25 protein-coding genes and 4 tRNA genes are annotated in these 22,686 nt (G+C 53.2%); 8 read left to right on the forward strand and 21 right to left on the reverse strand.

The window, feature by feature from the left end; genetic code table 11:
• Positions 1 to 33: 33 nt before the first annotated feature.
• The 12 genes from rplL to RHM61_RS04600 form a co-directional block, all read right to left on the reverse strand.
• Complete coding sequence (rplL, locus tag RHM61_RS04545) at positions 34 to 402, reverse strand: 50S ribosomal protein L7/L12 (protein WP_322249963.1); 369 nt, start codon at positions 400 to 402, stop codon at positions 34 to 36.
• Positions 403 to 454: 52 nt separating this feature from the next.
• Positions 455 to 1,027 (reverse strand): 50S ribosomal protein L10, encoded by a 573-nt coding sequence (rplJ, locus tag RHM61_RS04550; protein WP_322249964.1) that lies wholly within the window; start codon positions 1,025 to 1,027, stop codon positions 455 to 457.
• A 292-nt stretch (positions 1,028 to 1,319) separates the two neighbouring features.
• Complete coding sequence (gene rplA, locus RHM61_RS04555) at positions 1,320 to 2,012, reverse strand: 50S ribosomal protein L1 (RefSeq protein ID WP_322249965.1); 693 nt, start codon at positions 2,010 to 2,012, stop codon at positions 1,320 to 1,322.
• Positions 2,012 to 2,443, reverse strand: coding sequence for a 50S ribosomal protein L11 (gene rplK / locus RHM61_RS04560; RefSeq protein ID WP_322249966.1), 432 nt, complete (start codon positions 2,441 to 2,443; stop codon positions 2,012 to 2,014). The genes rplA and rplK overlap by 1 nt, the downstream gene beginning before the upstream one ends.
• A 118-nt stretch (positions 2,444 to 2,561) precedes the next feature.
• Positions 2,562 to 3,155 carry a transcription termination/antitermination protein NusG gene (gene nusG, locus RHM61_RS04565; RefSeq protein WP_322249967.1) on the reverse strand — a complete coding sequence of 198 codons (594 nt, stop codon included), beginning with the start codon at positions 3,153 to 3,155 and terminating at the stop codon, positions 2,562 to 2,564.
• Complete coding sequence (gene secE, locus RHM61_RS04570) at positions 3,155 to 3,538, reverse strand: preprotein translocase subunit SecE (protein ID WP_322249968.1); 384 nt, start codon at positions 3,536 to 3,538, stop codon at positions 3,155 to 3,157. Before secE ends, nusG begins: the two co-directional genes overlap by 1 nt.
• A gap of 35 nt (positions 3,539 to 3,573) precedes the next feature.
• Positions 3,574 to 3,649: transfer RNA gene (locus RHM61_RS04575), tRNA-Trp, on the reverse strand.
• 63 nt (positions 3,650 to 3,712) lie between these two features.
• A complete protein-coding gene (gene tuf, locus RHM61_RS04580) occupies positions 3,713 to 4,903 on the reverse strand; it encodes an elongation factor Tu (RefSeq protein ID WP_322249902.1) in 1,191 nt (396 codons plus the stop codon).
• 81 nt (positions 4,904 to 4,984) lie between these two features.
• Positions 4,985 to 5,059 (reverse strand) — tRNA-Thr (locus RHM61_RS04585).
• 34 nt (positions 5,060 to 5,093) lie between these two features.
• Positions 5,094 to 5,167: transfer RNA gene (locus RHM61_RS04590), tRNA-Gly, on the reverse strand.
• 46 nt (positions 5,168 to 5,213) lie between these two features.
• Positions 5,214 to 5,298, reverse strand: a tRNA-Tyr gene (locus RHM61_RS04595).
• Positions 5,299 to 5,392: 94 nt separating this feature from the next.
• Positions 5,393 to 6,139 (reverse strand): MgtC/SapB family protein, encoded by a 747-nt coding sequence (locus tag RHM61_RS04600; protein WP_322249969.1) that lies wholly within the window; start codon positions 6,137 to 6,139, stop codon positions 5,393 to 5,395.
• A gap of 221 nt (positions 6,140 to 6,360) precedes the next feature.
• Between RHM61_RS04600 and RHM61_RS04605 the strand changes: the two genes are divergently transcribed.
• The 3 genes from RHM61_RS04605 (at position 6,361) to RHM61_RS20240 (ending at position 8,191) form a co-directional block, all read left to right on the forward strand.
• A complete protein-coding gene (locus RHM61_RS04605) occupies positions 6,361 to 6,933 on the forward strand; it encodes a TMEM165/GDT1 family protein (RefSeq protein WP_322249970.1) in 573 nt (190 codons plus the stop codon).
• Positions 6,934 to 7,000: 67 nt separating this feature from the next.
• On the forward strand, positions 7,001 to 7,813 hold the full coding sequence (locus tag RHM61_RS04610) for a hypothetical protein (RefSeq protein WP_322249971.1): 813 nt from the start codon (positions 7,001 to 7,003) through the stop codon (positions 7,811 to 7,813).
• Positions 7,814 to 8,074: 261 nt separating this feature from the next.
• On the forward strand, positions 8,075 to 8,191 hold the full coding sequence (locus RHM61_RS20240; protein ID WP_369124402.1) for a class IIb bacteriocin, lactobin A/cerein 7B family: 117 nt from the start codon (positions 8,075 to 8,077) through the stop codon (positions 8,189 to 8,191).
• Between the two features lie 282 nt (positions 8,192 to 8,473).
• Here the strand turns inward: RHM61_RS20240 and RHM61_RS04615 are convergent, their stop codons facing one another.
• From RHM61_RS04615 to RHM61_RS04630, 4 genes are all read right to left on the reverse strand, one after another.
• Positions 8,474 to 10,027, reverse strand: a complete 1,554-nt coding sequence (locus RHM61_RS04615; RefSeq protein ID WP_322249972.1) for an HDOD domain-containing protein — start codon at positions 10,025 to 10,027, stop codon at positions 8,474 to 8,476.
• Positions 10,028 to 10,070: 43 nt separating this feature from the next.
• On the reverse strand, positions 10,071 to 11,702 hold the full coding sequence (locus RHM61_RS04620) for a tetratricopeptide repeat protein (RefSeq protein WP_322249973.1): 1,632 nt from the start codon (positions 11,700 to 11,702) through the stop codon (positions 10,071 to 10,073).
• 127 nt (positions 11,703 to 11,829) lie between these two features.
• A complete protein-coding gene (locus RHM61_RS04625; RefSeq protein WP_322249974.1) occupies positions 11,830 to 12,027 on the reverse strand; it encodes a DUF2905 domain-containing protein in 198 nt (65 codons plus the stop codon).
• Positions 12,028 to 12,046: 19 nt separating this feature from the next.
• Complete coding sequence (locus tag RHM61_RS04630) at positions 12,047 to 13,216, reverse strand: class I SAM-dependent methyltransferase (protein WP_322249975.1); 1,170 nt, start codon at positions 13,214 to 13,216, stop codon at positions 12,047 to 12,049.
• A 45-nt stretch (positions 13,217 to 13,261) separates the two neighbouring features.
• Between RHM61_RS04630 and RHM61_RS04635 the strand changes: the two genes are divergently transcribed.
• Genes RHM61_RS04635 through ttcA form a run of 3 tightly spaced genes read left to right on the forward strand, consistent with a single transcriptional unit; the run spans position 13,262 to position 15,428 of the window.
• Entirely contained in the window at positions 13,262 to 14,065 is an 804-nt protein-coding gene (locus tag RHM61_RS04635; protein WP_322249976.1) for an SDR family oxidoreductase, read from the forward strand.
• Between the two features lie 11 nt (positions 14,066 to 14,076).
• Positions 14,077 to 14,475, forward strand: coding sequence for a dihydroneopterin aldolase (locus RHM61_RS04640; protein ID WP_322249977.1), 399 nt, complete (start codon positions 14,077 to 14,079; stop codon positions 14,473 to 14,475).
• Between the two features lie 8 nt (positions 14,476 to 14,483).
• Positions 14,484 to 15,428 carry a tRNA 2-thiocytidine(32) synthetase TtcA gene (gene ttcA, locus RHM61_RS04645; protein WP_322249978.1) on the forward strand — a complete coding sequence of 315 codons (945 nt, stop codon included), beginning with the start codon at positions 14,484 to 14,486 and terminating at the stop codon, positions 15,426 to 15,428.
• A gap of 53 nt (positions 15,429 to 15,481) precedes the next feature.
• On the opposite strand, the gene RHM61_RS04650 is transcribed toward ttcA, so the two are convergent.
• From RHM61_RS04650 to hmgA, 4 genes are all read right to left on the reverse strand, one after another.
• A complete protein-coding gene (locus RHM61_RS04650) occupies positions 15,482 to 15,784 on the reverse strand; it encodes a BrnA antitoxin family protein (protein WP_322249979.1) in 303 nt (100 codons plus the stop codon).
• Positions 15,785 to 15,930: 146 nt separating this feature from the next.
• On the reverse strand, positions 15,931 to 16,224 hold the full coding sequence (locus RHM61_RS04655; RefSeq protein ID WP_322249980.1) for a BrnT family toxin: 294 nt from the start codon (positions 16,222 to 16,224) through the stop codon (positions 15,931 to 15,933).
• Positions 16,225 to 16,353: 129 nt separating this feature from the next.
• Positions 16,354 to 17,688 carry a fumarylacetoacetase gene (fahA, locus tag RHM61_RS04660; protein WP_322249981.1) on the reverse strand — a complete coding sequence of 445 codons (1,335 nt, stop codon included), beginning with the start codon at positions 17,686 to 17,688 and terminating at the stop codon, positions 16,354 to 16,356.
• The gene (gene hmgA / locus RHM61_RS04665; RefSeq protein ID WP_322249982.1) at positions 17,685 to 18,980 is read right to left on the reverse strand and encodes a homogentisate 1,2-dioxygenase; all 1,296 of its coding nucleotides are present in this window, start codon (positions 18,978 to 18,980) and stop codon (positions 17,685 to 17,687) included. The genes fahA and hmgA overlap by 4 nt, the downstream gene beginning before the upstream one ends.
• 104 nt (positions 18,981 to 19,084) lie before the next feature.
• On the opposite strand from hmgA, the gene RHM61_RS04670 reads away from it, so the two are divergent.
• Together RHM61_RS04670 and RHM61_RS04675 are read left to right on the forward strand one after the other, a co-directional pair.
• A complete protein-coding gene (locus RHM61_RS04670) occupies positions 19,085 to 20,005 on the forward strand; it encodes a LysR family transcriptional regulator (protein WP_322249983.1) in 921 nt (306 codons plus the stop codon).
• Between the two features lie 96 nt (positions 20,006 to 20,101).
• On the forward strand, positions 20,102 to 21,250 hold the full coding sequence (locus RHM61_RS04675) for an alpha-hydroxy acid oxidase (protein ID WP_322249984.1): 1,149 nt from the start codon (positions 20,102 to 20,104) through the stop codon (positions 21,248 to 21,250).
• 361 nt (positions 21,251 to 21,611) lie between these two features.
• On the opposite strand, the gene RHM61_RS04680 is transcribed toward RHM61_RS04675, so the two are convergent.
• A complete protein-coding gene (locus RHM61_RS04680; protein ID WP_322251038.1) occupies positions 21,612 to 22,685 on the reverse strand; it encodes a chemotaxis response regulator protein-glutamate methylesterase in 1,074 nt (357 codons plus the stop codon).
• Position 22,686: the final 1 nt, after the last annotated feature.

A 22,686-nucleotide genomic window follows, 5' to 3' on the forward strand; every position in this document is an offset into this window, starting at 1 on the left:
GTGGCCAATCCGAAGATTGGCCGTGCTATCGTATTACTTGATTTCAGCTTTAGCGCCGGCTTCTTCAAGTTTTTTCTTCGCAGCATCAGCATCCGCTTTGGAAACGGCTTCTTTAACTGTTTTTGGTGCACCGTCAACAACGTCTTTGGCTTCTTTCAAGCCCAGACCTGTCAATTCACGCACTGCTTTAATCACGCCAACTTTGTTTGCGCCGATTTCAGTCAGGATAACGTTGAATTCAGTTTGCTCTTCAACTGCAGCAGCAGGACCAGCAGCTGGGCCGGAAGACATTGCAGCAGCGGAAACACCAAATTTTTCTTCGAAAGCTTTAACCAGGTCGTTCAGGTCCATTACGGACATCGCGCCTACGGCTTCCAGGATATCGTCTTTGCTAATTGCCATTTGAAACTCCAATTAATTAATTACATTGATACGGTATTTGACGGAAAAAATCTTATTCAGCGGCAACGTCAGCTGCTGCAACTACTTCAGCAACTTCTGCAACGTCAGCAACTTCTGCTGCCGGTGCTGCTGGCGATTCAGATTCTTTCTTCGCGGAAAGAGCTGCCAATGCACGAGCGAAGCCAGATACAGGAGCCTGCATCATGCCCAACACTTGTGCCAACAGAACTTCACGACTAGGAATGCTTGCCAATGCGATAACGCCAGCTTTATCCAGCGACTTACCTGCATAGTTACCTGCTTTAACAACCAGTTTGTCATTGCTTTTTGCAAAGTCTTGAACGACTTTAGCAGCAGCAACAGCATCGACCGAGATCGCATAGATCAACGGACCGGTCATTTCAGAAGCGAGGCTCGCAAATACAGTTCCCTCTACAGCGCGACGTGCGAGTGTGTTTTTCAACACGCGCATGTAAACGCCTTGAGCACGTGCGCTAGCACGTAATTGCGTCAAATGACCGACCTGGATGCCACGATATTCAGCCACGACGATAGTCTGAGCAGTTGCTACTTTTGCAGAGACTTCAGCGACAACGGCTTTTTTGTCATTCAGATTGAGACTCACGGTCAACCTCCATTAATGATACTCAGTCGGCACACCGGAATGATGTGCTTCCCTCATATCGTTTCGAACACGGCGTCCGAAGTTAGGAGTTTCACTGGCGGGCCAGTATTCACTACAAAACTTGTTCGGGTACACCATCTGCGTTGGGTACTGTCGATTGCTCTCCAGTTGTTTAACTGCTCACGAATGAACAGCCCCACGGTCTTTGACACTCCGTTTGCCGCCATGATGCCAGCAACAAACGGCCCAAAGATGCGCCTACCACAAGGTGACAGGACTTGATTCTTACAGCTTAAGCCAGGTTACCGTGATCAACACGTACGCCTGCACCCATCGTCGATGAGATAGAGACTTTACGCAGATACACGCCTTTGCTTGAGGCTGGTTTTGCTTTGTTCAATGCTTCGATCAAGGCCACCAGATTCGATTTCAAATCGCCATCAGCGAAGGATTTGCGACCGATTGTGGTGTGGATGATACCTGCTTTATCTGTACGATACTGAACTTGACCGGCTTTGGCATTTTTAACTGCTGTAGCGACGTCAGGAGTAACAGTACCGACTTTCGGATTTGGCATCAAACCGCGTGGGCCGAGGATCTGACCCAGGGTACCGACGATACGCATGGTGTCAGGCGAGGCGATGACGACGTCAAACGGCATGTCGCCGGCTTTGATGCGCTCAGCCAAATCTTCCATACCAACGATATCAGCACCGGCAGCTTTCGCTTCTTCAGCTTTTGCACCTTGTGCAAAAACCGCTACGCGTACCGATTTACCTGTACCAGCTGGCAAAACAACAGCGCCACGAACGACTTGATCAGATTTCTTAGGATCAACACCGAGTTGTACCGATACGTCGATCGATTCATTGAATTTTGCTGTAGCACATTCTTTGATCAAAGCGATAGCATTGTCAAATGGATATACTTTCAAACGGTCAACTTTAGTTGCCAGCAATTTTGCTTTTTTAGATAACTTAGCCATTACAGACCCTCTACCGTGATGCCCATCGAGCGAGCGGAACCGGCGATTGTACGCACTGCAGCGTCCATATCGGCGGCTGTCAAATCAGCGCGTTTAACGGTCGCGATTTCTTCAGCTTGAGCACGAGTGATGGAACCGACTTTGTCAGTATGTGGCTTTGGTGAACCTTTAGTGATACCGGCTGCTTTTTTGATCATGTAAGTTGCAGGAGGCGTCTTCATCACGAATGTGAAAGACTTGTCCGCAAATGCTGTGATCACAACAGGAATAGGCATACCTGGCTCAACACCTTGAGTCTGCGCATTGAAAGCTTTGCAGAATTCCATGATGTTCAGACCACGTTGACCCAAAGCAGGGCCAATCGGTGGGGATGGGTTTGCTTTACCAGCTGGCACTTGCAGCTTGATAAAACCAATGATTTTCTTTGCCATGTTTGGCTCCTTCATGAATTGAGTAGTAGCGCCTCGTCGATATGATCGGCCAGGCTCCTCTTTACTGCTATCTCAGTTTCAGAGAAATTGCTTTCTCTCCGTACTGAACAACGAAAACTTAGACTTTTTCGACCTGCGCGAAATCGAGCTCAACCGGGGTAGCACGACCAAAGATTGTTACTGTCACACGCACTTTTGATTTCTCGTAATTGACTTCTTCAACATTGCCGTTGAAATCAGTGAACGGACCTTCTTTGATGCGTACCACTTCGCCAACTTCGTAAAGCACTTTCGGCCGTGGCTTTTCTACGCCATCTTGCATTTGCTGCAGAATCTTATCGATTTCATGCTGCGGAATCGGCGATGGCTTGTTCGACTTACCGCCGATGAAACCGGTAACTTTGCTGGTGTTTTTTACCAAATGCCAAGTGTCATCAGTCATATCCATCTCGACAAACACATAGCTTGGGAACAAGCGGCGCTCAGTGACAGCTTTGCGGCCGTTACGAACTTCAATCACTTCTTCCGTCGGCACCAGAATACGACCGAACAAATCTTGCATCTCAGCACGATCAATACGCTCTACCAGAGCGCGATGTACACTTTTTTCCATACCGGAATAAGCGTGTACGGCATACCATTTTTTAGTACTTTTAGGTACAGACACCTCTGGCGCTGTACCTTGTTCGTTTTCCTGAATGTTCTCGCTCATTATTTTTTCCATCCGAGGATTACGTCATATAACACAAACTCGAGGAGCTTATCTGCCCCCCAGAGAAAGATTGCCATAACAAGAACAAAACCGAATACCACGGCTGTGATCTGAGTAGCTTCTTTACGTGTAGGCCAAACAACCTTTTTCGTTTCACGAACAGATTCTTTGGCGAATTCAACAAAATTTTTGCCCATGTCCGAGATTGCAACCAAACCAACGGCAACCAACAAACCTGCCAGCAATGCGGCGACACGGATCAATGTAGACTGCCCGGCGAGAATATAAAAAGCAGCGATTCCAATAAGCATAGCAGCCACTGCCAGAATGACTTTGTACTTGTCATTGGAAGTACTGACTGTTTGAACGGAATGATTAGACATACTTGTTTACTTTCGGTGCCCTGCGGCCTTGATGGTGGCAGGGGCGGTAGGAATCGAACCTACAACCTTCGGTTTTGGAGACCGACGCTCTGCCAATTGAGCTACACCCCTACTGCTTAGAACCACTTGAAGAATGCGATGACTTTGGCCAGTCACCGCATTATTTCCTAACTATTACTCAATAATTTTTGCAACAACACCAGCACCAACAGTACGACCACCTTCACGGATAGCGAAGCGCAAGCCTTCTTCCATCGCAATCGGGTTGATCAATTTTACTGTGATCGACACGTTGTCGCCTGGCATAACCATTTCTTTATCCGCTGGCAACTCGATCGAACCAGTGACGTCCGTAGTACGGAAGTAGAACTGTGGACGATAGTTGTTGAAGAATGGTGTATGACGGCCGCCTTCATCTTTCGACAGGACATAGATCTCGCCTGTGAAATGCGCATGCGGTTTGATCGAACCTGGTTTTGCCAACACTTGACCACGTTGGATATCTTCACGCTTAGTACCGCGCAACAGAACACCGACGTTATCGCCAGCTTGACCTTGGTCGAGCAATTTACGGAACATTTCAACGCCAGTACAAGTTGTCTTGACCGTGTCTTTGATACCGATGATTTCGATTTCTTCGCCGACTTTAACGATACCGCGTTCGATACGACCGGTTACCACTGTACCGCGACCGGAGATCGAGAATACATCTTCCACTGGCAACAAGAAGGCGCCGTCGATAGCACGTTCCGGTGTAGGGATGTAAGTATCGAGTGCATTCGCCAATTTCATGATGGCTTCTTCGCCCAATGGGCCCGTGTCGCCTTCGAGTGCCAATTTAGCCGAACCTTGGATGATAGGCACGTCGTCGCCTGGGAAGTCATACTTCACCAGTAACTCGCGCACTTCCATCTCTACCAATTCGAGCAATTCTGCATCATCAACCATGTCGCATTTGTTCAGGAATACGATGATGTATGGAACGCCAACTTGACGAGCCAACAAGATGTGTTCGCGTGTTTGTGGCATAGGACCATCAGCTGCCGAACAAACCAAGATCGCGCCATCCATCTGTGCCGCGCCGGTGATCATGTTTTTAACATAATCGGCATGGCCTGGGCAATCAACGTGCGCATAGTGACGCGCAGCTGTTTCGTATTCGACGTGAGCAGTATTGATCGTAATACCGCGTGCTTTTTCTTCCGGTGCTGCATCGATCTGGTCGTAGGCTTTCGCTTCGCCGCCGAATTTTTTCGACAAGACGGTGGCAATCGCTGCTGTCAGTGTAGTTTTACCGTGATCAACGTGACCAATTGTGCCGACGTTGACGTGCGGCTTGGTGCGTTCGAACTTACCTTTTGCCATTTTGGACTCCTAACGATTTTGATGAGAATACTCAGGCACGCGCCCGACGACTTCAGACTTTTGAATACACCAGCTCTATTTTGGTGCCCTTGACGTGGATTGAACACGTGGCCTCTCCCTTACCAAGGGAGTGCTCTACCACTGAGCTACAAGGGCATATACTACACACATTAATCGTGCAAAATAAGACTGGAGCGGGTGAAGGGAATCGAACCCTCGTCATAAGCTTGGAAGGCTTCAGCTCTACCATTGAGCTACACCCGCAGGGGCCACCACTTCAGCCGTTACTTATTAAAAAAATTCTTTCCTATGGTGGAGGGGGCTGGATTCGAACCAGCGTACTCAGAGAGAACAGATTTACAGTCTGTCGCCTTTAACCACTCGGCCACCCCTCCGTAGGGAACCCCGAACTATAGAGATCAAAGGCTTCAGTGTCAAGCACTAAATGTGAAAACACGGCAAAAAGTGCAGTGATGCTCCTGCGCAATCTTAATTTTTCGCGTGCGCTAACTGGAACGACTCGACCCCTTCAAATTTTTGCAGATCCGCTGACAGGGCGGTTATCGAGCGTGCGAGCTTTTTATCGGCGGCAATCGCGACGAAGCGCCATTCATCCGCACCGTTGGTGTGGATAATGAACAACGTGCCGCTCATGATGTCGTAGCCGCGTTCGCGTGCTTTGGCACTGAGATAGCCCTCTTGCGGCGCAAAACCAGGCTTAAAGCGCAAAGTAATGGCAATCGCTGCGCGCGATGGCAGCCAGGCTTCCAGTTTCTGCACCAACACCATACAGGCGGCCGACAGCAAAGCCAACAAGATCGCCGCCGCATAAAAACCGACTCCAACCATGATGCCGATGGCCGACGAAGCCCATAGCGAAGCAGCGGTAGTCAGGCCACTGATCGTAAAACCATCTTTCATAATGACCCCGGCCCCAAGAAAGCCGACGCCGGTGACTATCCCTTGCATGACCCGGGTCGGATCGAGGTTGACCGGGTGTAAAGCGCGCCCACCGTACCAAAAATCCGGGTAACCGGCGATCACAACCAAGGCCGCCGAGGCCATGCAGACCAGACCATAGGTGCGCATGCCGGCGGCGCGGCCATGGTAAAAACGTTCATAACCGACTACAAAGCCAAGCAACATCGCGCCGGCCAAGTTGAGAAAAATGATGATATTGGCATTTAACTCTTCGACTGACCAAAACACCATGAAATGGCTGAAAAACGCACTCATACGGACACCCTTGCTGACTTATGTTTTTGCAATTATAACAATATAAACTAAATTTGCGTCAATTACTCTACGGCGCACCAAGCTGCCCCGCTGGCAAGTAGCTTTTCCTACATCATGATGCGGTATAATGCGCGCTCTCTGAGCGGCCCGCCACATGCGAGGCCGACCGGCCCTGCGACGCTGGCCGTCAGCCCTACTGCCGGTCCCGCGAAAATACCATCATGGAAGCCTTCCTCGTTTCAGTCTTAGCCATCACCATCGGTGAAATCGGCGACAAAACCCAGTTGCTGGCCTTATTGCTGGCGGCACGTTACAAAAAGCCGCTGCCCATCATACTCGGCATTCTGGTCGCGACGCTGGCCAATCACCTCTTGGCCGGCCTGTTCGGGCAATGGGTTGCCAGCCATGTGCCGGCACATATCTTACGCTGGGCGCTGGGACTGTCTTTCCTTGGCATTGCCGCCTGGACGCTCAAACCCGACGATATCGACGCTACCGGCATCAATGAAAGCCGTTACGGCGTCTTCATGCTCACGGTGGCGAGTTTCTTCATCGCCGAAATCGGCGACAAGACCCAACTCGCCACCGTCGCGTTGGCGGCCAAGTACAGCAATCTCGCCATGGTCATCGCCGGCAGCACGCTGGGCATGCTCATCGCCGATGTGCCGGCGGTGTTTCTCGGTAAGATCGCGGCACCGAATTTCCCCTTCAAATTAGTCCGCATCGTCGCCGCCACCCTGTTTGCCGTGCTCGGCATCTTGGTGCTGAGCGGCGTCGGAGCCGCTTTCGCTTGAACCTCAGCGAACCGGATAGCCAGAGCGCCGCAAGCTCTACCGTCACTATTCAAGAAAGTACACAAGCATGAGTCAATTCAAACTTGCCGCCGGCAGCACCGTTAAATTCGGCGCTATTTCGACCGAACTCTATCCACTGTTACGCAACGGCATCCCCGGTAACCGACCCGGCCATGTGTTTGCCGACGCCGATCAAAGCGCCGTCGATGGCGTTGCCATCGGCGAGTTGATGGCGTACTTCTCAGCCTGCGCCGGTTTTTGTCGCAATACCGGTGAGCTGCATCAGCGCTATCCGGAGACGATGGGCCAATTCGTAACTGCCTTGCAAGAGCATCGCGGCGACAAGCCACAATTTCCTGAACTCGAAGAAATTGCCCAGCAAGTCGGTTTGCCTATCGTGGTGGAGATGGTGCTTGAGGAAGATTGCGAATTGCAAGCCGATGCGCACTTTGTCAGTACCGAGCAAGCCGAAAGAAGTTGGAAATTATGGCGTAGCGGTACTTTGCAGCGCGCCGGCGGCATTCCACCCAGCTGGATCAAACAGTTCTACTTTCCACGCCTGCTCGATTACCGCGATGTCAGTGCGGCGCGCAATCCACGCAGCTTGGAACAAACGACTGACACCGCCTTAATGGTCGGCGGTTTGATGCAAAATTGGCATAAAGATACGCCAGGAGATTTGTTGGCAGCTTTCCGGAAACAATATGGCCGCATCAATTTCTCTCAGCGCAGCAATATGGATGAGACGGCACTCGAACGTTTTTTCAACCTCAATGCGCTGATCGACCCGGCGACGCGCTTGCTCAATCAAATGACGATCTGGCAAGATGTTCACGCTTTGGCGAAGAAACAAGGTTTGAGCTTGGGCAGTGCGGATTAACTTACTTTCGCCCCTCATTATTTTCAGAAAATTCCTACATCGATAGCGCTTCACACCGCACGGCTCTTTATGGTATTTTTTATCTGTCTCTCGGTTTACTGCATGCGAGTTGGACAGAGAAATGGCCGACGACAGCATTTCCCAGCTGTCTTCTTAGTACTTGTTACTATCCTTTCGATATCCTATGTTCACTCTGATTGATATATTGGAGAATTCAATATGACTCAAACCTCAAATTTGTATCAGCCCGGCATACAAGAAATGACGACTCAGGAAATAGAGCAGGTATCGGGTGGGATAGTCCCAATGTTGGCGTTTGCTTACGGATTCGGATCAGGTGCGGCAGCAGCGGCTGTCGGTCTTTGGCTGTCAAAATAAACCCTCGATCACATCTTATTTTTTAGCGGCTCCTCATCATGAGTTCCAAACAAACACCCGATAAGCTTTTTTTCGCTTTTTCCAATGGGTTTCTATTTGGTGCCACGCTTGCGGCACTAGTGATCTACTGCTTCTTTCGATAAGTAATTTTTTGAAAGGCGCTCGCTGATCCAATGCATCAATCGGATCAGTGAGCGCTCCCGAAACGGGGCATTCGATCCGATTTCGCAGGCTGCAGGATTAAGAATCAACATCAGGTTCTCGCCGAGAGTCTATGTTGACTCAGCCACGCAGCATGGCCGCTTGCAACTGACTTTTCAGCGTTTTGATCAAGGCAGTTTCATCGGGCGAGACACCTTCGTCGGCGCAGACGGCGCGATCGGCATAGAACAAGCCCAGCGGTTTTTTTTGTATCACCAAGGGTAAGATGATGAAGCTGTGCACATCGGGCATGCTTTCCTGGTACCAGGCCGGCAACAGGCTACGTATTTTTGCGGTCTGGGCATCGGCGATCATGACATCGACATTGTTTGTCATCGACAGGTGAAACAAATCGGCTTCATGCTTAACTGGAAAGTGAAAATGTTTTTGTCGCTGCGCGTACTGTTCACCGACCGCCACTCTGGCCACGTAACGGTTGCTGCTCAAATCGCGCAGACACACGGTGGCAAAGCGAAATCCCATGGCTGAGTAGAGCGTTTCAAGTACCAACAAGATCAAATCATTGAGTTTCAGTTCTTCCGAAGCCAGCATCTGCGTCACATCCTGCACGCCGGCGAGCAGTAACTCGCGCGCATTGCGTGGTTTGCCACTGGGATAGCGCTCCGATTCTTGTGACGGCAAGACATCCTCGGTGCGCAGTAAAAACTCACTCGGTATGCCGTTTTGGCCACTGCTCTGCGTCGCTTCACCATGCAAGGGTGGCAGCGCCAAGTCCATGCTTTTGGCCATTTGCCGGGTCTCGCTGTCGACCTGCATGAGCATATTGGTCAATAGGCTGCGGTCGAGCTCCAGGCCTTTGCCATAACGCTGTAATATCGCCTCCACTTGGCCATGCTCGTGCTGTTTGCCCGATAAAATCAGGGTCGCCAGGGTATCGGCAAAACTGGCGACTTGCTTGAGCCAATCTATCCTGTGCACCGGCTTTTTCAATTCAGCATGGGGCAGCGGGGCCAAGGACTGAATGATGGCTTCGGGAATTTTCCATTCTTGCAAAGCCATTTCACCGAAGCGCTCAAAACTGCAGCCCAGCAAGGTCGCGGCCGCCTCGGGCAAGCTGACTTGAGCACTGTCTGCGAGTGCGACAATGCGGCCGTACAGCGCATGATCGTAAGAGGCAATCAAGACCCGTCCAATATTTTTGAATAAGGCCGCAACGGCCGCCTCTTCGGCATTTTGGAATTTCCCACGTTGCGCCATCTGACGGCCAATGATGCTGGCACACAAAGAATGGATCAATTCTTTACGCACATGGCCAGCTTGCGCCTTGTTTTTAAAACAATCGACCAACAACATCGCCATGGCGCTGGCTTTGACGGTATCGAAACCGAGCAAGAAGATCGAGCGCGACACGGTCGTCACCGCGCTGCCAGCGCTGGCGCGGTATTGAACGGTATTCGAGAGACGCAGAATTTTTTGCGTAAGTGCCACATCCGACAACACGAAATGCGCCAAGCGTGCCACCGAATCTTCGCCCGACGAGGTGATCTGCAAGACTTGCGCAATGGCTACCCCGAGCGAGGGTAAATCCGTTTCGTCGTTGATTTTACGCAGCAAAGCCTCACGCGGCGATTCCGCTGCGTGAAAAATAGGAAACGACATGTCAGGATTGGCCATTATTGTGGTCTTTTCGCCTATCAGAGTCAGGGTAAGCTCAGGATCAGAGTTTCTGTTGACGCGTTGCGCTCATCCCATATTTTTTCTGCAAATCATCATACAAACCGCGAATCGCTTTCAAGCGTGGATTCATCGGATCAAGCCGACGCCCAGCTTCGATCAGTACTCTGGCTTGTTCACCGATAGTGCTGTCCCAACCGAGATTTTCCAGGCACTTCAAGGCTGCCAAAGCGGCATTCATCACCACCTGCGGGTTATCCGGTGACTTGCGCGCAGCGGCAAACATCAAATCGACCGAGCCGCGGAAATCGCCCTGCTTGGCCTTTTGCACACCCATCGCCACCAAATCCATCACCTCTTTCTGGCTGCGATGCGCCAGGTCCTTGGCCATTTGGCCCTTGCCCGCTTTTTCAAACACATCCATGGCGCGGCTCATGACGGCCTGATTGCTGGCGTTCTTCATGACGCCGAGGACGATGTCGGAAGCGTGCTCTTCTTTATTATTTTCCAAACAACTTCTGGCCAGACCGAGTTTGGCACCGGTCGACAAGCCTACATCTTCTCGTGCCGCTTCGACCGCGACATTGAGTTCATCACTCAAGCGCACATCGCCCGTTTTGGCGTGCACCATGGCGCTTGAAATGGCGCGACAGGCGGCGGTCTTTTTCAAGCCGACCATGTTCTTTTCCATGTCGCGTATCACCGATTTGGCTTGCTCAGTATCGCCCTTTTTGACCAAGGCATCGACCAAATTCATATGATCTTCGGGGTCGCGGAACTCAGAGAACTTAGCTTTAGTGACAACTTTTTTAAATGCCGTTTCGGCTCCGGCAAGATCTCCCGTTTCCATCGCGAGTCGGCCTAAATTGCGCAAACGCCGCACCGCATGCGGTGACACGGCAACCGCCGTATCGAGTACCACTTTCGCTTCCGGCAACTCACCGATGGCTTCATGGGTTTTCGCCAGCCAATCGTAGGCATCCATGAATTTATTATTCTCGGCCACCAAATTTTTGAGTATTGCTTCGGCTTCTTGATATTTGCCTTGCATGAACAGGGTTTTCGCCAAGCCCAGACGCGCCCAAGCCACGGCTTTCATCTCAAATAACAGCACATAGAGCGCTTCGGCTTCGCTCGCTTCACCTAACACCACATGCAATTCGGCGCGCAAGCGCATGAAGTCGATCGCATAGCGCGGATATTCGCGCTCGCCGTGATGACAGGCGGTAATCGCTTCGCTGACCGCGCCGGTCTCCATGAGCGCATAGACTTCGACGAAGGCCTTGCGCTTCTCGATCGCACGAATCACGCGCTCAAGCAGCATGTCCGCGGTAAATGGCTTAAGCAAGTAATCGGAAGGTGCCAATTCGGCTGCGCTGACGACTTTGGCATACGAACGCTCGGCTGTCACCATGATGAAAATGGTCGACAAGGGTGAGAGCTTGTGATGACGCATGTCTTCGAGCAATTGCTGACCATCTTGACCAACGCCGAGGTCATACTCACATAAAATCAAATCAAATACTTTGGACTGTATGGTCCGTACAGCTGTTCCGGCAGTCAACGAATGTTCGATTTTCGTGATGCCGCATAAATTGAGCATATTGTGCAAACTGACCCGCATGCCCTGATGCGGTTCAATGAGCAATGCCCGAATGTCGCTGAGTTCGCTCATGTCACCCTTTTCTGTTTTTGTCTGTGTCGGCAGTTGGACCGCCTTAACACCATGTCATTATATTAAAGTGATAGAGAATAAGCGTGAATACTTTCTTTGATGCAGCATAGATGAAACACTATCGTCACTATTTAAAGAATCGGGCTAACAATAAGCACAGCAGAGAAATCACTATCGTCGATGCCAAGGGTAAGGAAAACGACCGACCAAACCAGCGCCAGCGCAAATCGCCCGGCAAACGGCCCAAACCGAATTTCCCTAACCAAGGTAAGGCGTGCGATAAAACGACCAGCACCAGCATGATCGTCAGCGTCCAACGTAACATCAATGGCATCCTTTCCGGCTCAAAGGCGATGACAACGGTCATGCCGCAATAAGCCGACCGGCACGTCGATGCCCGTCCCGACGATCAGCGCTTTGAATAACTCACCCATTTCTGCCGGCGAGACCAGTTTTTGCAAGGCATTCGCTTGCGGCAAATAGCGCAGGCTTTCTTGCGCATCTGTACGCGCCAACAAATCGGCGATACCGGATTCGAGCAACAAGGCAGCTTGGCTGGTATAACTGAGCAATTCTAAGCCCGCCTCCAAGGCGGCACGTGCGATCGCGCTGAAATCGACGTGCGCGGTGATATCTTGCAAACCCGGATAATAGAAGGGATCAGGGTGGGCGTGATGGCGATAATGACACATCAGGCTGCCTTCATTGCGTTGAGGATGATAATACTCATGCGCTGGGAAACCGTAGTCTATCCACAGCGCCGCGCCGCCTAAACCGGTTTCGGCCCGGCCGGCGCACAACATCTGGGCCACGCTGTGCATGAAGCCTATGGCTTGCGTATGCACTTCCGTGACGTAGCCTTCGGGTAACAGGTCGGCTGCGGGAATCTGTTGCGCTAATTGCAAGCCATTGCCACGCGCACGGTAAATCAAGCGCGTCGCATCGGCACTCTCGGCTACGCCGAGTTCGTGCCAGCCCTCGGTGGTCTTGAGCAGCAAGTCGACCGGCATGGCATCGAGCACTTCATTACCGAGTACCAAACCGGAAAAAGCTGGCGGCATTTGCTGCAGCCATTGCACTTGCGGATAGTCTTTGAGTAAATCTTCCTGACGCGCACGCAATTCGCCGGACAATTCCACGATAAAATAGCGCTCTATCGTGATGCCCGACAAGTGACATTCAATTAAGAAGTCGCGCGCCAGCTTGCCGCTGCCAGCACCGAACTCCATGACTTGCGGCTGAGTTTGCGCCAAGATCGGTGCGGCCAAAGTAGCCAAGGCCGCAGCGAAGAGCGGCGACATTTCCGGTGCCGTTGTAAAATCGCCGTCTTTACCCAGTTTCGTCGCGCCGCCGCTGTAATAACCCAAATCGGGTGCATACAAGGCCAATTCCATATAACGTGAAAAGGGGATGGAACCCGCAGCAGCGCGGATTTCTTCGATGATTACTTGTTGCAAGGCTTGCGATGCAGCCAATGCATCGGACGCCGGCAGGGGCAGAGATAATTTTTGCATACCGGCATTGTATAAAAAACCCAGCAAACTCAGTAAAGAATTTCCATGACACAGTTCATTGCCGGCGACCGACGTGTCGCCCTTGTTACCGGCGCGGCACGCCGCATCGGGCGCCACATCGCACTCACTCTGGCCGCGCAAGGCTGGGACATCATCGTCCATTTCGGCCAATCGGCCGGCGCGGCCGCACAAGTGGTGGCCGAACTCGAGGCGCTCGGTGCCCGCGCCTGCGCGCTCGGCGCCGATCTGGCCGACGAAACGGCGACGCGGGCACTGTTCGAGCGCGCCCATCAAGTGTGGGGGCGCATCGATTGCATCGTCAATAACGCCGCCTTGTTTGAAGAAGACCGCGCCGACAGTTTCAGCCACGCTTGCCTTGATCGCCATATGCACGCCAACCTGGCCGCCCCGCTGTTACTGGCGCAAGCACTGTATGCCGCCACCCCAGTTGGGCAGCAGGCATGTGTGATCAATTTGCTCGATCAGAAACTGTATAATCTTAATCCTGATTTTCTGTCGTATACGCTGTCAAAAGCGGCGCTGCAATGTGCTACGACCGTATTGGCGCAAGCCTTGGCACCGCGCGTGCGCGTGGTCGGGGTGGCACCTGGCATCACCATGGTGTCTGGCCATCAAAGTGAGGCTGATTTTGAACACGCCCACCAAGTTACGCCCTTAGGACGTTCGAGTAGCCCCGACGACATTGCCCAGACCGTCTGTTTTATCGCCGCTTGCCCGGCCATTACCGGTACCACCATCGTCGTCGATGGCGGCCAGCACCTTATTGCTTTGCAGCGCGATGTGATGTTTCTCGCTACTGCCCCCGACTCACCCCTTACTTCTCACTGATCGAGCCCCCTATGTTATCCGTACTACATCATCCACAACTCGCCAATTGCCGTCGTCTGTTCTTACGCAACTATGAAATCTCCATCAATATTGGTGTACACGAATTCGAAAAGCGCGGCGAACAGCGCGTGCTCATCAATATCGATTTGTATATTCCATTGGCCCTGTCGACTCCGCGTGAAGATCAGCTCGATGAAGTAGTCGACTACGATTTCATGCGCTCATCGATTGCCCAGCGCGTAGCCCAAGGCCATATTCATTTGCAAGAAACCCTGTGCGACGATGTCGCCCGCATCATGCTGGCCCACCCGCGCGCGCGTGCCGTCTGTGTCTCGACCATGAAGCCCGATGTGTATCCCGATTGCGAAGGCGTCGGCGTGGAAGTATTTCAAATCAAGAATGAAGCCTGAGTTTAGATATGCAAGCAAGCAACGAAACCGTCAGCGCGCCCGTCGATGTGGGCGTGACTGGCAAATCGCAGGAAAAAATCACCTACGAAAACAACAAACTGCACAAGCGTTTGTGCCGCCAAGTCGGCCAAGCGATCGGTGATTTTAATATGATAGAAGACGGCGACCGCGTCATGGTCTGTCTGTCGGGCGGCAAGGATAGCTATGCGCTGCTCGATGTCTTAATGACGCTGCGTCAGCGCGCACCGATCAATTTCGACATCATCGCGGTCAACCTGGATCAAAAGCAACCGAATTTTCCGGCCGATATACTACCGGCGTATTTGGAAAAGTTAGGCGTCGCCTACCATATCGAAAATCAAGATACTTACAGCATCGTCAAGCGGCTTATCCCGGAAGGCAAAACCACTTGCTCCTTGTGTTCACGCCTGCGCCGCGGCATTCTGTACCGCGTCGCCGATGAACTCGGGGCGAATAAGATCGCGCTCGGCCATCACCGAGATGATATCTTGGAAACGTTTTTCTTGAATATGTTTTTTGGCGGAAAACTCAAGGGCATGCCGGCCAAACTGCAGTCGGATGACGGCAAGCACATTGTTATTCGTCCAATGGCGTATGTGAAAGAAGCCGATACCGAACGCTATGCCGAGGTCAAGCAATTCCCTATCATCCCCTGCGATTTATGCGGTTCACAGGAAAATCTGCAGCGCAAGCAAATCAAGGGTTTGATGCGCGAATGGGACAAGAAATTCCCCGGTCGCGTCGACAGTATTTTTTCAGCGCTCTCCACCGTGGTGCCTTCGCACTTGATGGATAAAGATTTATTCAATTTCCGCGAACTCAGCATCGACGGTCAGCCGCGCCTCGATGGCGATATCGCCTTTGATGATGAGCCGTGCGCCACGCCGAGCACGAGCGGCACGGTGATTAACTTGCATCTTGAGAGTGATTAAGACTGAGCGGGCGGCGCTTGAATACCAAGGGAAGCGAGCGCCGATGCACGGCCTCAGGACTTACGTACATCCTTTTGCATCGCTTCGCGCAGAATGCTGTTCATTCGGGTCTGATAACCCTTGCCTTGGCTCTTGAGCCAAGCCAGCACGTCGGCATCCAATCTGACCGTCAGGGGCTTTTTAATGGCTTTGTAGAAGCGTCCCTGTACGGCGTTGGCCCACGCTACGTCGCTCAGTACCGGAATGTCGTTGCAGTCGATAGCGTCGTCGGGCAAGGCGGCTAAGACGGCCAGTTCAGCGCGTTGTTCTTGGCTTAAAGTTGGCAAGTGAGCGTGTTCATATCTCATCGTTTTCATCGTACCGTCTCTCCTGTTTCGTCGGTTTGCGTGCTGAAATGATGCGCACTGTTTCGCTTATGCCATCATCACAGCTCAGCGTGTGTTCCACGAGAAGCAACAAACACCCTTCGACCATGCCTAAGGTTTGCCAGGGAAGCGCAGATTTAATCGCAGTGGAATTGGCCGTTGCCAATGAGGATGCAATGCAAGGCGCCTTTCGCTGTCAATAGTCGACTATTGACAGCGAAAGGCAACGCAGCAGTGCGCCTCAGTGGCAGCGGACAAACCGCTTGGATTAAATCTGCGCTTCCCTGGCGTTGTTCTCCGTGCTCAATGCGGTCGGGAACAGATACGGCCAACGGGTCAAAAAAAACCTGCGCCGCGACCTGAAATAACACACCGTGCTTGTGATAGTTACGGGCGGCTTTTGCTTCGTCCCATTCAAATATTTTGTACATACAATCTTACACTACATTTGATTTTTTGTTTTGCTTTCACAAAGCAGGAAACCCAAACTTACGCCTACTCCGCCGAGGAGAAACCGGCCGCAGCTTTCACCGTGCGGCCGTTGACTGTTGACGCTGCGTTCAGACTTCTCGTGCCGGCAACAAAGTGCCACGCACTTCACCGAAACCGATGCGCGGGCAGCCTTCTTTACTGGCCCAAGCACGCATGATGACGGTATCGCCGTCGGCCAAGAAAACGCGTTGCTCGCCATTGCTCAGTTGCAGGGTTTTTTTGCCGCCTTCGGACAGTTCCAGCAGCGAGCCGGCCTCTTCAGGCAGCGGCCCGGACTGGGTGCCGGAGCCGAGTAAATCGCCGGAATTGAGGTTGCAGCCATTAACAGTGTGATGTGCGACCAATTGTGACACGGTCCAATACGAATGTTTGAAATTCGATACCGACAAGCGTTCGGCCGGCTGGCCATCGGCGCGCATGGTTTCTGTCTGCAGTAATACTTCGAGCGCGACATCAAAGGCACCGCCGCTGCGCAGCGCGTCTGATTCCAGATACGGCAAAGGTTGTGGGTCGGCCGCGTCACGCGTCCACGCCTGGCGATACGGCAACAGGGCTTCGAGCGTGACAATCCAAGGTGAGATGGTCGAGGCGAAATTTTTTGCCAAGAATGGACCCAAGGGTTGATATTCCCAGGCTTGCACATCGCGTGCCGACCAGTCATTCAACAAACACAAACCGAATACATGCGACTCGGCTTGTTCGAGCGCAATCGGCGTGCCGAGCGCATTGCCCTGGCCAATGAAGATGCCAACTTCGAGTTCATAATCCATGCGCTTGGCCGGCCCGAAACTCGGCTGCTCGGCATCGGCGGCCTTGGTTTGCGCGCGTGGACGATGAAACTGCTGACCCGAGATGCCAATCGAAGAGGCGCGGCCGTGGTAACCGATCGGCACCCATTTGTAATTAGGCAGCAAAGGCTGGTCGGGGCGGAATAATTTACCAACCGCGGTGGCGTGATGTACCGAGGTATAGAAATCGGTGTAATCACCGATTTGTGCTGGCAAAGCGAATTCGGCCGCGCTTTGTGCCAGCAAACAGGCTTGCAAGGTTCCCATTTGATTCGACCCTTCGCGCAGCACGCGTGAAATCGCCAAACGCAAGGCCGACCAAACCGGCGCACCCAAGCCCATCAGACCATTCAAGCTACTGGCATTGATCGCGCCGGTGAAGTAACCACCCTGTAATTCGGTGTACCCGGCAAAGGCATGCACGGCATGGGCCGCGGCCAAATCGAGAATTTGATCACCGATGGCCACACCGATACGGAAAGCTTGCTTGCTACCAGGCCGGCGAAATACCCCGAACGGCAGATTTTGCAATGGGAAATCGCTCCCGGCCAGATTGGCAGAAGCCACCCAGCTACGCAGGTTAACGTCATGCGTTTCGTTCAATACTGCTGTCATTTTTGCTCCGGATTGAAATGTTTTTTAATGCCTTGCCAACACTGATAATAATCCGCCTGCAACTGCGGCGTTTCCATGGCAGCCCGGGTCGGTTTCAGGATAGTACGTGTTTCTATCATGAATGCCATGGTGTCATCGATCTTATGGGGCAAGCTGGTATCGCTACGACTGGCCGCTTCAAAGGTGCTGGCATCGGGTCCATGACCACTCATGCAATTATGTAAGCTGGCCCCACCCGGCCGGAAACCGGCCGACTTGGCATCATACTGCCCATGTAGCAAGCCCATGAATTCGCTGGCGATATTACGATGAAACCAAGGTGGACGGAAAGTGTTTTCCGCCGCCAGCCAACGTGGTGGGAAAATCACAAAATCGATCGCATCAACCCCCGGTGTATCGCTGGGTGATTGCAACACCAGAAAAATCGATGGATCAGGATGATCATAACTGATCGAACCTATGGTATTAAAATGGCGTAAATCGTATTTGTAGGGCGCAAAATTGCCATGCCAAGCCACCACGTCGAGCGGCGAATGGCCGATCGCGGCGCGCCACAGATTGCCGCTGAATTTGGCCACCAGTTCAAACTCGCCTTCTTGGTCTTCATACCACGCCACCGGCGTGTGAAAATCACGCGGGTTGGCCAAGCCATTCGAGCCGATCACGCCAAGATCAGGCAATTTGAACATGGCACCAAAATTTTCGCACACATAGCCGCGCGCCGCGCCGTCCGGCAGTTGCACTTGGAAACGGATGCCGCGTGGGATCACCGCGATTTGCTGCGGCTCGATATCGAGCAAACCGAGCTCTGTGCGCAGATGCAAACGCCCTTGCTGTGGAATGATCAGCAATTCGGCATCGGCATTATAGTAAAAGCGCGTCGTCATGTCGGAGCTAGCCGCATACATGTGGATGGCACAACCATTCTGCGCATCGGCCGAACCGGTGCCGGCCATGCTGACCCAGCCATCGATGAAATCGGTGGCCAGCGCGGGCAACGGCAGCGGATCCCAACGTAGTTGGTTGGGGCTGCTCGGCACGGCAGAAAAATTATTACTCATGTTGCCGTTGCCACAGAGTTGAAACGGCTGATGCAGCGCCGCCGGCCGTATTCGGTACAACCAAGAACGACGATTGGTATGCCGTGGTGCAGTAAAAGCGCTGCCGGAAATTTGTTCGGCATATAAGCCATAGGCACAGCGCTGCGGCGAATTCTGGTGCTGCGGCAGTGCATCAGGCAAGGCCTCGCTGGCGAACTCATTGGCAAAGCCGGTTTGATAAAGCAAAGTCATGTTTTTTCCTGAGCAGTGAAGGAGCAGATCAGTGCAAACTTTAATGCAAGCGCCGCGCTTTTCCTATATAAATGAGGGAATACAGTTCATTCATAAAATCAATAATGCTAGAAGCCAAAGATATCGATCTGAATTTACTGGTGGTGTTTCAAGAAATTTTTCAACACCGTCAGATTTCAAGCGTGGCGCGCCGGCTCGGCCTGTCGCAGCCGGCGGTCAGCAATGCCTTGGCGCGGCTGCGGCGCAGCATAGGCGATGAATTATTTGTGCGTACCGCCGCCGGTATGCAACCGACCGCGCGCGCCGAACAACTGGCCGATGCGGTGGCACTGGCCTTGACGGGCATTACCGGCGCCCTCAATGCTGCGCCCGGGTTTGACGCGGCCGCGAGTCGCCGTCGTTTCACCATCGCCATGACGGATGTGGGCGAAGTGTATTTCATGCCGGTACTGGCCGAATACTTGCATTGTGTTGCGCCGCAGATACAAATCGCCACCGTCCGCGCCAGTAGCATCGATCTGCGCACGGAAATGGAAGCGGGCCGGGTCGATCTGGCGATTGGTGCCTTCGATCATTTATCGCAAGCTTGGTATCAACGTCGCCTGTTTGCTCAACATTACGTCTGCATGTACCGCAGCGCACACCCGCTGGCCGCGGCAACCCTGAGCTTGGCCGACTTCACGGCGGCGCGTCACCTGATTGTCGACTCGCGCGAAGAACCGTATGTGCGTATCAATCAAGCCTTGCAAAAAGCCGGCATTTCTGCCGCAGCACATTTACAAGTACCGCACTTCGTCGCCGTCCCGTATATCGTCAGCCGCAGCGACTTACTCGTGACCGTGCCGCACAAGCTGGCCGAACGTGCCGCCGCACCGTTCGACTTGCTCTACAGCGCAGCGCCGCTGCCGCTGCCGGAACTCGAAACGCATATGTTTTGGCATCGCCGCTATCATCAAGACCATGGCAATCAATGGTTGCGCAGTTTTGTCTGTGAACATTTTTTGGAGCAGACGGCACTGGCCTGAAAATACTTCATCTGATCGCTGCAAGCTTTTCCCCCATCACCGAGCAGAAATCCCCTACACTTTGCAGACTATTTACCCTCCCTCAGAGAGCGCCCCATGCCAGTCATCACCTGTGTAGAAGATTTACGTCTGCTAGCTAAAAAACGTGTACCGAAAGCGTTCTACGATTACGCCGACAGCGGCTCGTACACGGAAAGCACCTACCGCGCCAATACCGATGACTTGGCCGCCCTCAAGCTGCGCCAACGAGTCGCCATCAATGTCGAACACCGCTCGACCCGCACCACCATGGTCGGCCAAGAGGTGACGATGCCGGTGGCGATCGCGCCGACCGGCTTGACCGGTATGCAGTGGGCGAACGGCGAAATGCTCGGTGCCATCGCCGCCGAAAAATTCGGGATTCCCTTCACACTCTCGACGATGAGCATTTGCTCGATCGAAGACATCGTCAGCGTTACTACCAAACCGTTTTGGTTCCAGCTCTATGTGATGCGTGATCGCGGCTTCGTGAGAGAAATGATACAGCGCGCGAAAGCTGCCAAATGCTCGGCGCTGGTGCTGACGCTCGATTTACAAATTCTCGGCCAACGCCATAAAGATATCAAGAACGGCATGTCGGTGCCGCCCAAGCTGACCTTGGCCAATCTGCTCGATCTGGCGACCAAGCCGGCTTGGGCGCTGCGCGCGCTGACCGGTCGCAAGACCTTCGGCAATCTGGTCGGCCATGTCGCCGGCGGCGACGGTATCCTGACGCTCAGTCAATGGACGGCCAGTCAGTTCGACCCTAGCTTGAATTGGGAGGATGTGGCTTGGATCAAGCAAGAATGGGGTGGTAAATTAGTACTCAAGGGTATCCTCGATGTCGAAGATGCGCGCTTGGCCGTGGCCGCCGGTGCCGACGCTATCGTGGTCAGCAACCATGGCGGCCGCCAGTTGGATGGCGCGATGTCGTCGATTCAGGCGCTGCCGGCCATCGTCGAAGCGGTCGGTCATCTGACTGAAGTCTGGTTCGACGGTGGCATCCGCAGCGGTCAAGATATACTCAAAGCCACCGCACTCGGGGCCAAGGGCAGCATGATAGGACGGGCGTTTTTATATGCGCTCGGTGCCATGGGCGAGCAAGGCGTCACCACCATGCTGGAAATTTTGCACAAAGAATTAGATGTCAGTATGGCCTTGACCGGCACCCGCGATATCCGCGAGGTCGGCCCGGACAATTTGATCAAAAATCTGACTAGGGTTTGAAACCCCGGCCTTCAGAGGCTGTCGCAAAAGCCTGATGGACGTTTTTTACACCTGAAACACCGCATACCTCGTCATTCCCGCATGCTTTTGGCGGGAACCCAGCGTCGTTTTTTACACTGAAAATGCCACAATTTCTGGCATTTTCAGTTAACCACGAACGCCGCTGGGTTCCTGCCAAAAGCGCGCAGGAATGACGTGGCCACCAGTTAGGGTAATGATACCGACTCAATACCCTTTTGCGACAGCCTCTGAAGGCCGGTGAGCGACGAAGGAGCGACCCGATGGGAGCGGATGCAAACCCCTTCCAGAGTCTTTTCCATCGTCGCTTGCGACGATCCATTTAGTTGTTACCTCGCTGACCTCAGCGGTGCTGCCGACCATAGGCTTCGATGTCGGCAGCAATCTCACCGAGCGGCACGATGCGGTCGACCGCACCAAGCTTGACCGCTTCTTTCGGCATGCCATACACCACGCAAGTCTTTTCATCTTGCGCCAAGGTGCCGGCACCAGCCTTGTGTAAGTCGAGCATGCCAAGCGCACCGTCATCGCCCATACCGGTCATGATGATGCCGAAGGCATTGGCACCGGCACATTTGGCGACCGAGCGAAACAATACATCAACCGAAGGGCGATGCCGGTTAACCGGTGGCCCATCCATGATCGCTACATGGTACTGAGCACCGCTGCGTTTGACTTGCATATGTCGGCCACCCGGCGCAATCAGGGCACGCCCGGCAATCACGCGGTCGCCGTTACTGGCTTCGAGTACTTCGATGGCACAGACCTTGTTAAGTCGTTCAGCAAACGCTGCCGTGAATTTCTCCGGCATATGCTGCACGATCACGATACCCGGTGCGGTACGGTTCAATTGTTTGAGAACCAATTCCAGCGCCTGGGTGCCACCGGTCGAGGTACCGATGGCGACGATTTTATCGGTGGTTTCCGACATCGCCGCGCCAGCACGAATATCGAGTTCCGGCATGGCCTGTGACAAGCTCAGCTTGGCTGGTACCTGCAGCGCGCTCATCGACATCGCTTTCACGCGGCGCATATCTGCCTGCGCGGCCGCTTTTACGGCCTGTACGATGTCGCCGGCATCTTGCTCCAAAAATCCTTTCAGACCGGCCTTCGGTTTGGTAACAATCCCGACCGCGCCGGCGGCCAGCGCCTGCATCGAGGTAGTGGCACCTTTTTCGGTCAAGGTGGAGCAAATGATGACCGGGGTCGGCCGCACGGACATCAGCTTTTTTAAAAAAGTAATGCCATCCATACGCGGCATTTCGACATCCAGCACCACCACATCGGGCCAGCGCAGATTCATTTTATCCATCGCAAAGATCGGGTCGGAAGCCGAACCGATGACCTCAATTTCCGGGTCCAGAGCGAGTACGGCCGCCAGTACCTGCCGCACCACGGCCGAATCATCCACCAACATC

Origin of the sequence: Undibacterium sp. CCC3.4 (assembly GCF_034347425.1) — a bacterium.
Taxonomy (GTDB): domain Bacteria; phylum Pseudomonadota; class Gammaproteobacteria; order Burkholderiales; family Burkholderiaceae_D; genus Undibacterium.

What these genes read in the sequence shown, in the direction of transcription:
- RHM61_RS04670 (WP_322249983.1), top strand. Translation starts at nt 19,085, where the DNA reads ATGCTAGAAGCCAAAGATATCGATCTGAATTTACTGGTGGTGTTTCAA.
- ttcA (WP_322249978.1), top strand. Translation starts at nt 14,484, where the DNA reads ATGCAAGCAAGCAACGAAACCGTCAGCGCGCCCGTCGATGTGGGCGTG.
- tuf (WP_322249902.1), bottom strand. Translation starts at nt 4,903, where the DNA reads ATGGCAAAAGGTAAGTTCGAACGCACCAAGCCGCACGTCAACGTCGGC.
- fahA (WP_322249981.1), bottom strand. Translation starts at nt 17,688, where the DNA reads ATGACAGCAGTATTGAACGAAACGCATGACGTTAACCTGCGTAGCTGG.
- RHM61_RS04615 (WP_322249972.1), bottom strand. Translation starts at nt 10,027, where the DNA reads ATGGCCAATCCTGACATGTCGTTTCCTATTTTTCACGCAGCGGAATCG.
- rplA (WP_322249965.1), bottom strand. Translation starts at nt 2,012, where the DNA reads ATGGCTAAGTTATCTAAAAAAGCAAAATTGCTGGCAACTAAAGTTGAC.
- RHM61_RS04640 (WP_322249977.1), top strand. Translation starts at nt 14,077, where the DNA reads ATGTTATCCGTACTACATCATCCACAACTCGCCAATTGCCGTCGTCTG.
- RHM61_RS04675 (WP_322249984.1), top strand. Translation starts at nt 20,102, where the DNA reads ATGCCAGTCATCACCTGTGTAGAAGATTTACGTCTGCTAGCTAAAAAA.
- RHM61_RS20240 (WP_369124402.1), top strand. Translation starts at nt 8,075, where the DNA reads ATGACGACTCAGGAAATAGAGCAGGTATCGGGTGGGATAGTCCCAATG.
- RHM61_RS04680 (WP_322251038.1), bottom strand. Translation starts at nt 22,685, where the DNA reads ATGTTGGTGGATGATTCGGCCGTGGTGCGGCAGGTACTGGCGGCCGTA.
- RHM61_RS04605 (WP_322249970.1), top strand. Translation starts at nt 6,361, where the DNA reads ATGGAAGCCTTCCTCGTTTCAGTCTTAGCCATCACCATCGGTGAAATC.
- RHM61_RS04600 (WP_322249969.1), bottom strand. Translation starts at nt 6,139, where the DNA reads ATGAGTGCGTTTTTCAGCCATTTCATGGTGTTTTGGTCAGTCGAAGAG.
- nusG (WP_322249967.1), bottom strand. Translation starts at nt 3,155, where the DNA reads ATGAGCGAGAACATTCAGGAAAACGAACAAGGTACAGCGCCAGAGGTG.
- RHM61_RS04625 (WP_322249974.1), bottom strand. Translation starts at nt 12,027, where the DNA reads ATGTTACGTTGGACGCTGACGATCATGCTGGTGCTGGTCGTTTTATCG.
- secE (WP_322249968.1), bottom strand. Translation starts at nt 3,538, where the DNA reads ATGTCTAATCATTCCGTTCAAACAGTCAGTACTTCCAATGACAAGTAC.
- rplK (WP_322249966.1), bottom strand. Translation starts at nt 2,443, where the DNA reads ATGGCAAAGAAAATCATTGGTTTTATCAAGCTGCAAGTGCCAGCTGGT.
- RHM61_RS04655 (WP_322249980.1), bottom strand. Translation starts at nt 16,224, where the DNA reads ATGTACAAAATATTTGAATGGGACGAAGCAAAAGCCGCCCGTAACTAT.
- RHM61_RS04650 (WP_322249979.1), bottom strand. Translation starts at nt 15,784, where the DNA reads ATGAAAACGATGAGATATGAACACGCTCACTTGCCAACTTTAAGCCAA.
- RHM61_RS04630 (WP_322249975.1), bottom strand. Translation starts at nt 13,216, where the DNA reads ATGCAAAAATTATCTCTGCCCCTGCCGGCGTCCGATGCATTGGCTGCA.
- rplL (WP_322249963.1), bottom strand. Translation starts at nt 402, where the DNA reads ATGGCAATTAGCAAAGACGATATCCTGGAAGCCGTAGGCGCGATGTCC.
- RHM61_RS04635 (WP_322249976.1), top strand. Translation starts at nt 13,262, where the DNA reads ATGACACAGTTCATTGCCGGCGACCGACGTGTCGCCCTTGTTACCGGC.
- RHM61_RS04620 (WP_322249973.1), bottom strand. Translation starts at nt 11,702, where the DNA reads ATGAGCGAACTCAGCGACATTCGGGCATTGCTCATTGAACCGCATCAG.
- hmgA (WP_322249982.1), bottom strand. Translation starts at nt 18,980, where the DNA reads ATGACTTTGCTTTATCAAACCGGCTTTGCCAATGAGTTCGCCAGCGAG.
- RHM61_RS04610 (WP_322249971.1), top strand. Translation starts at nt 7,001, where the DNA reads ATGAGTCAATTCAAACTTGCCGCCGGCAGCACCGTTAAATTCGGCGCT.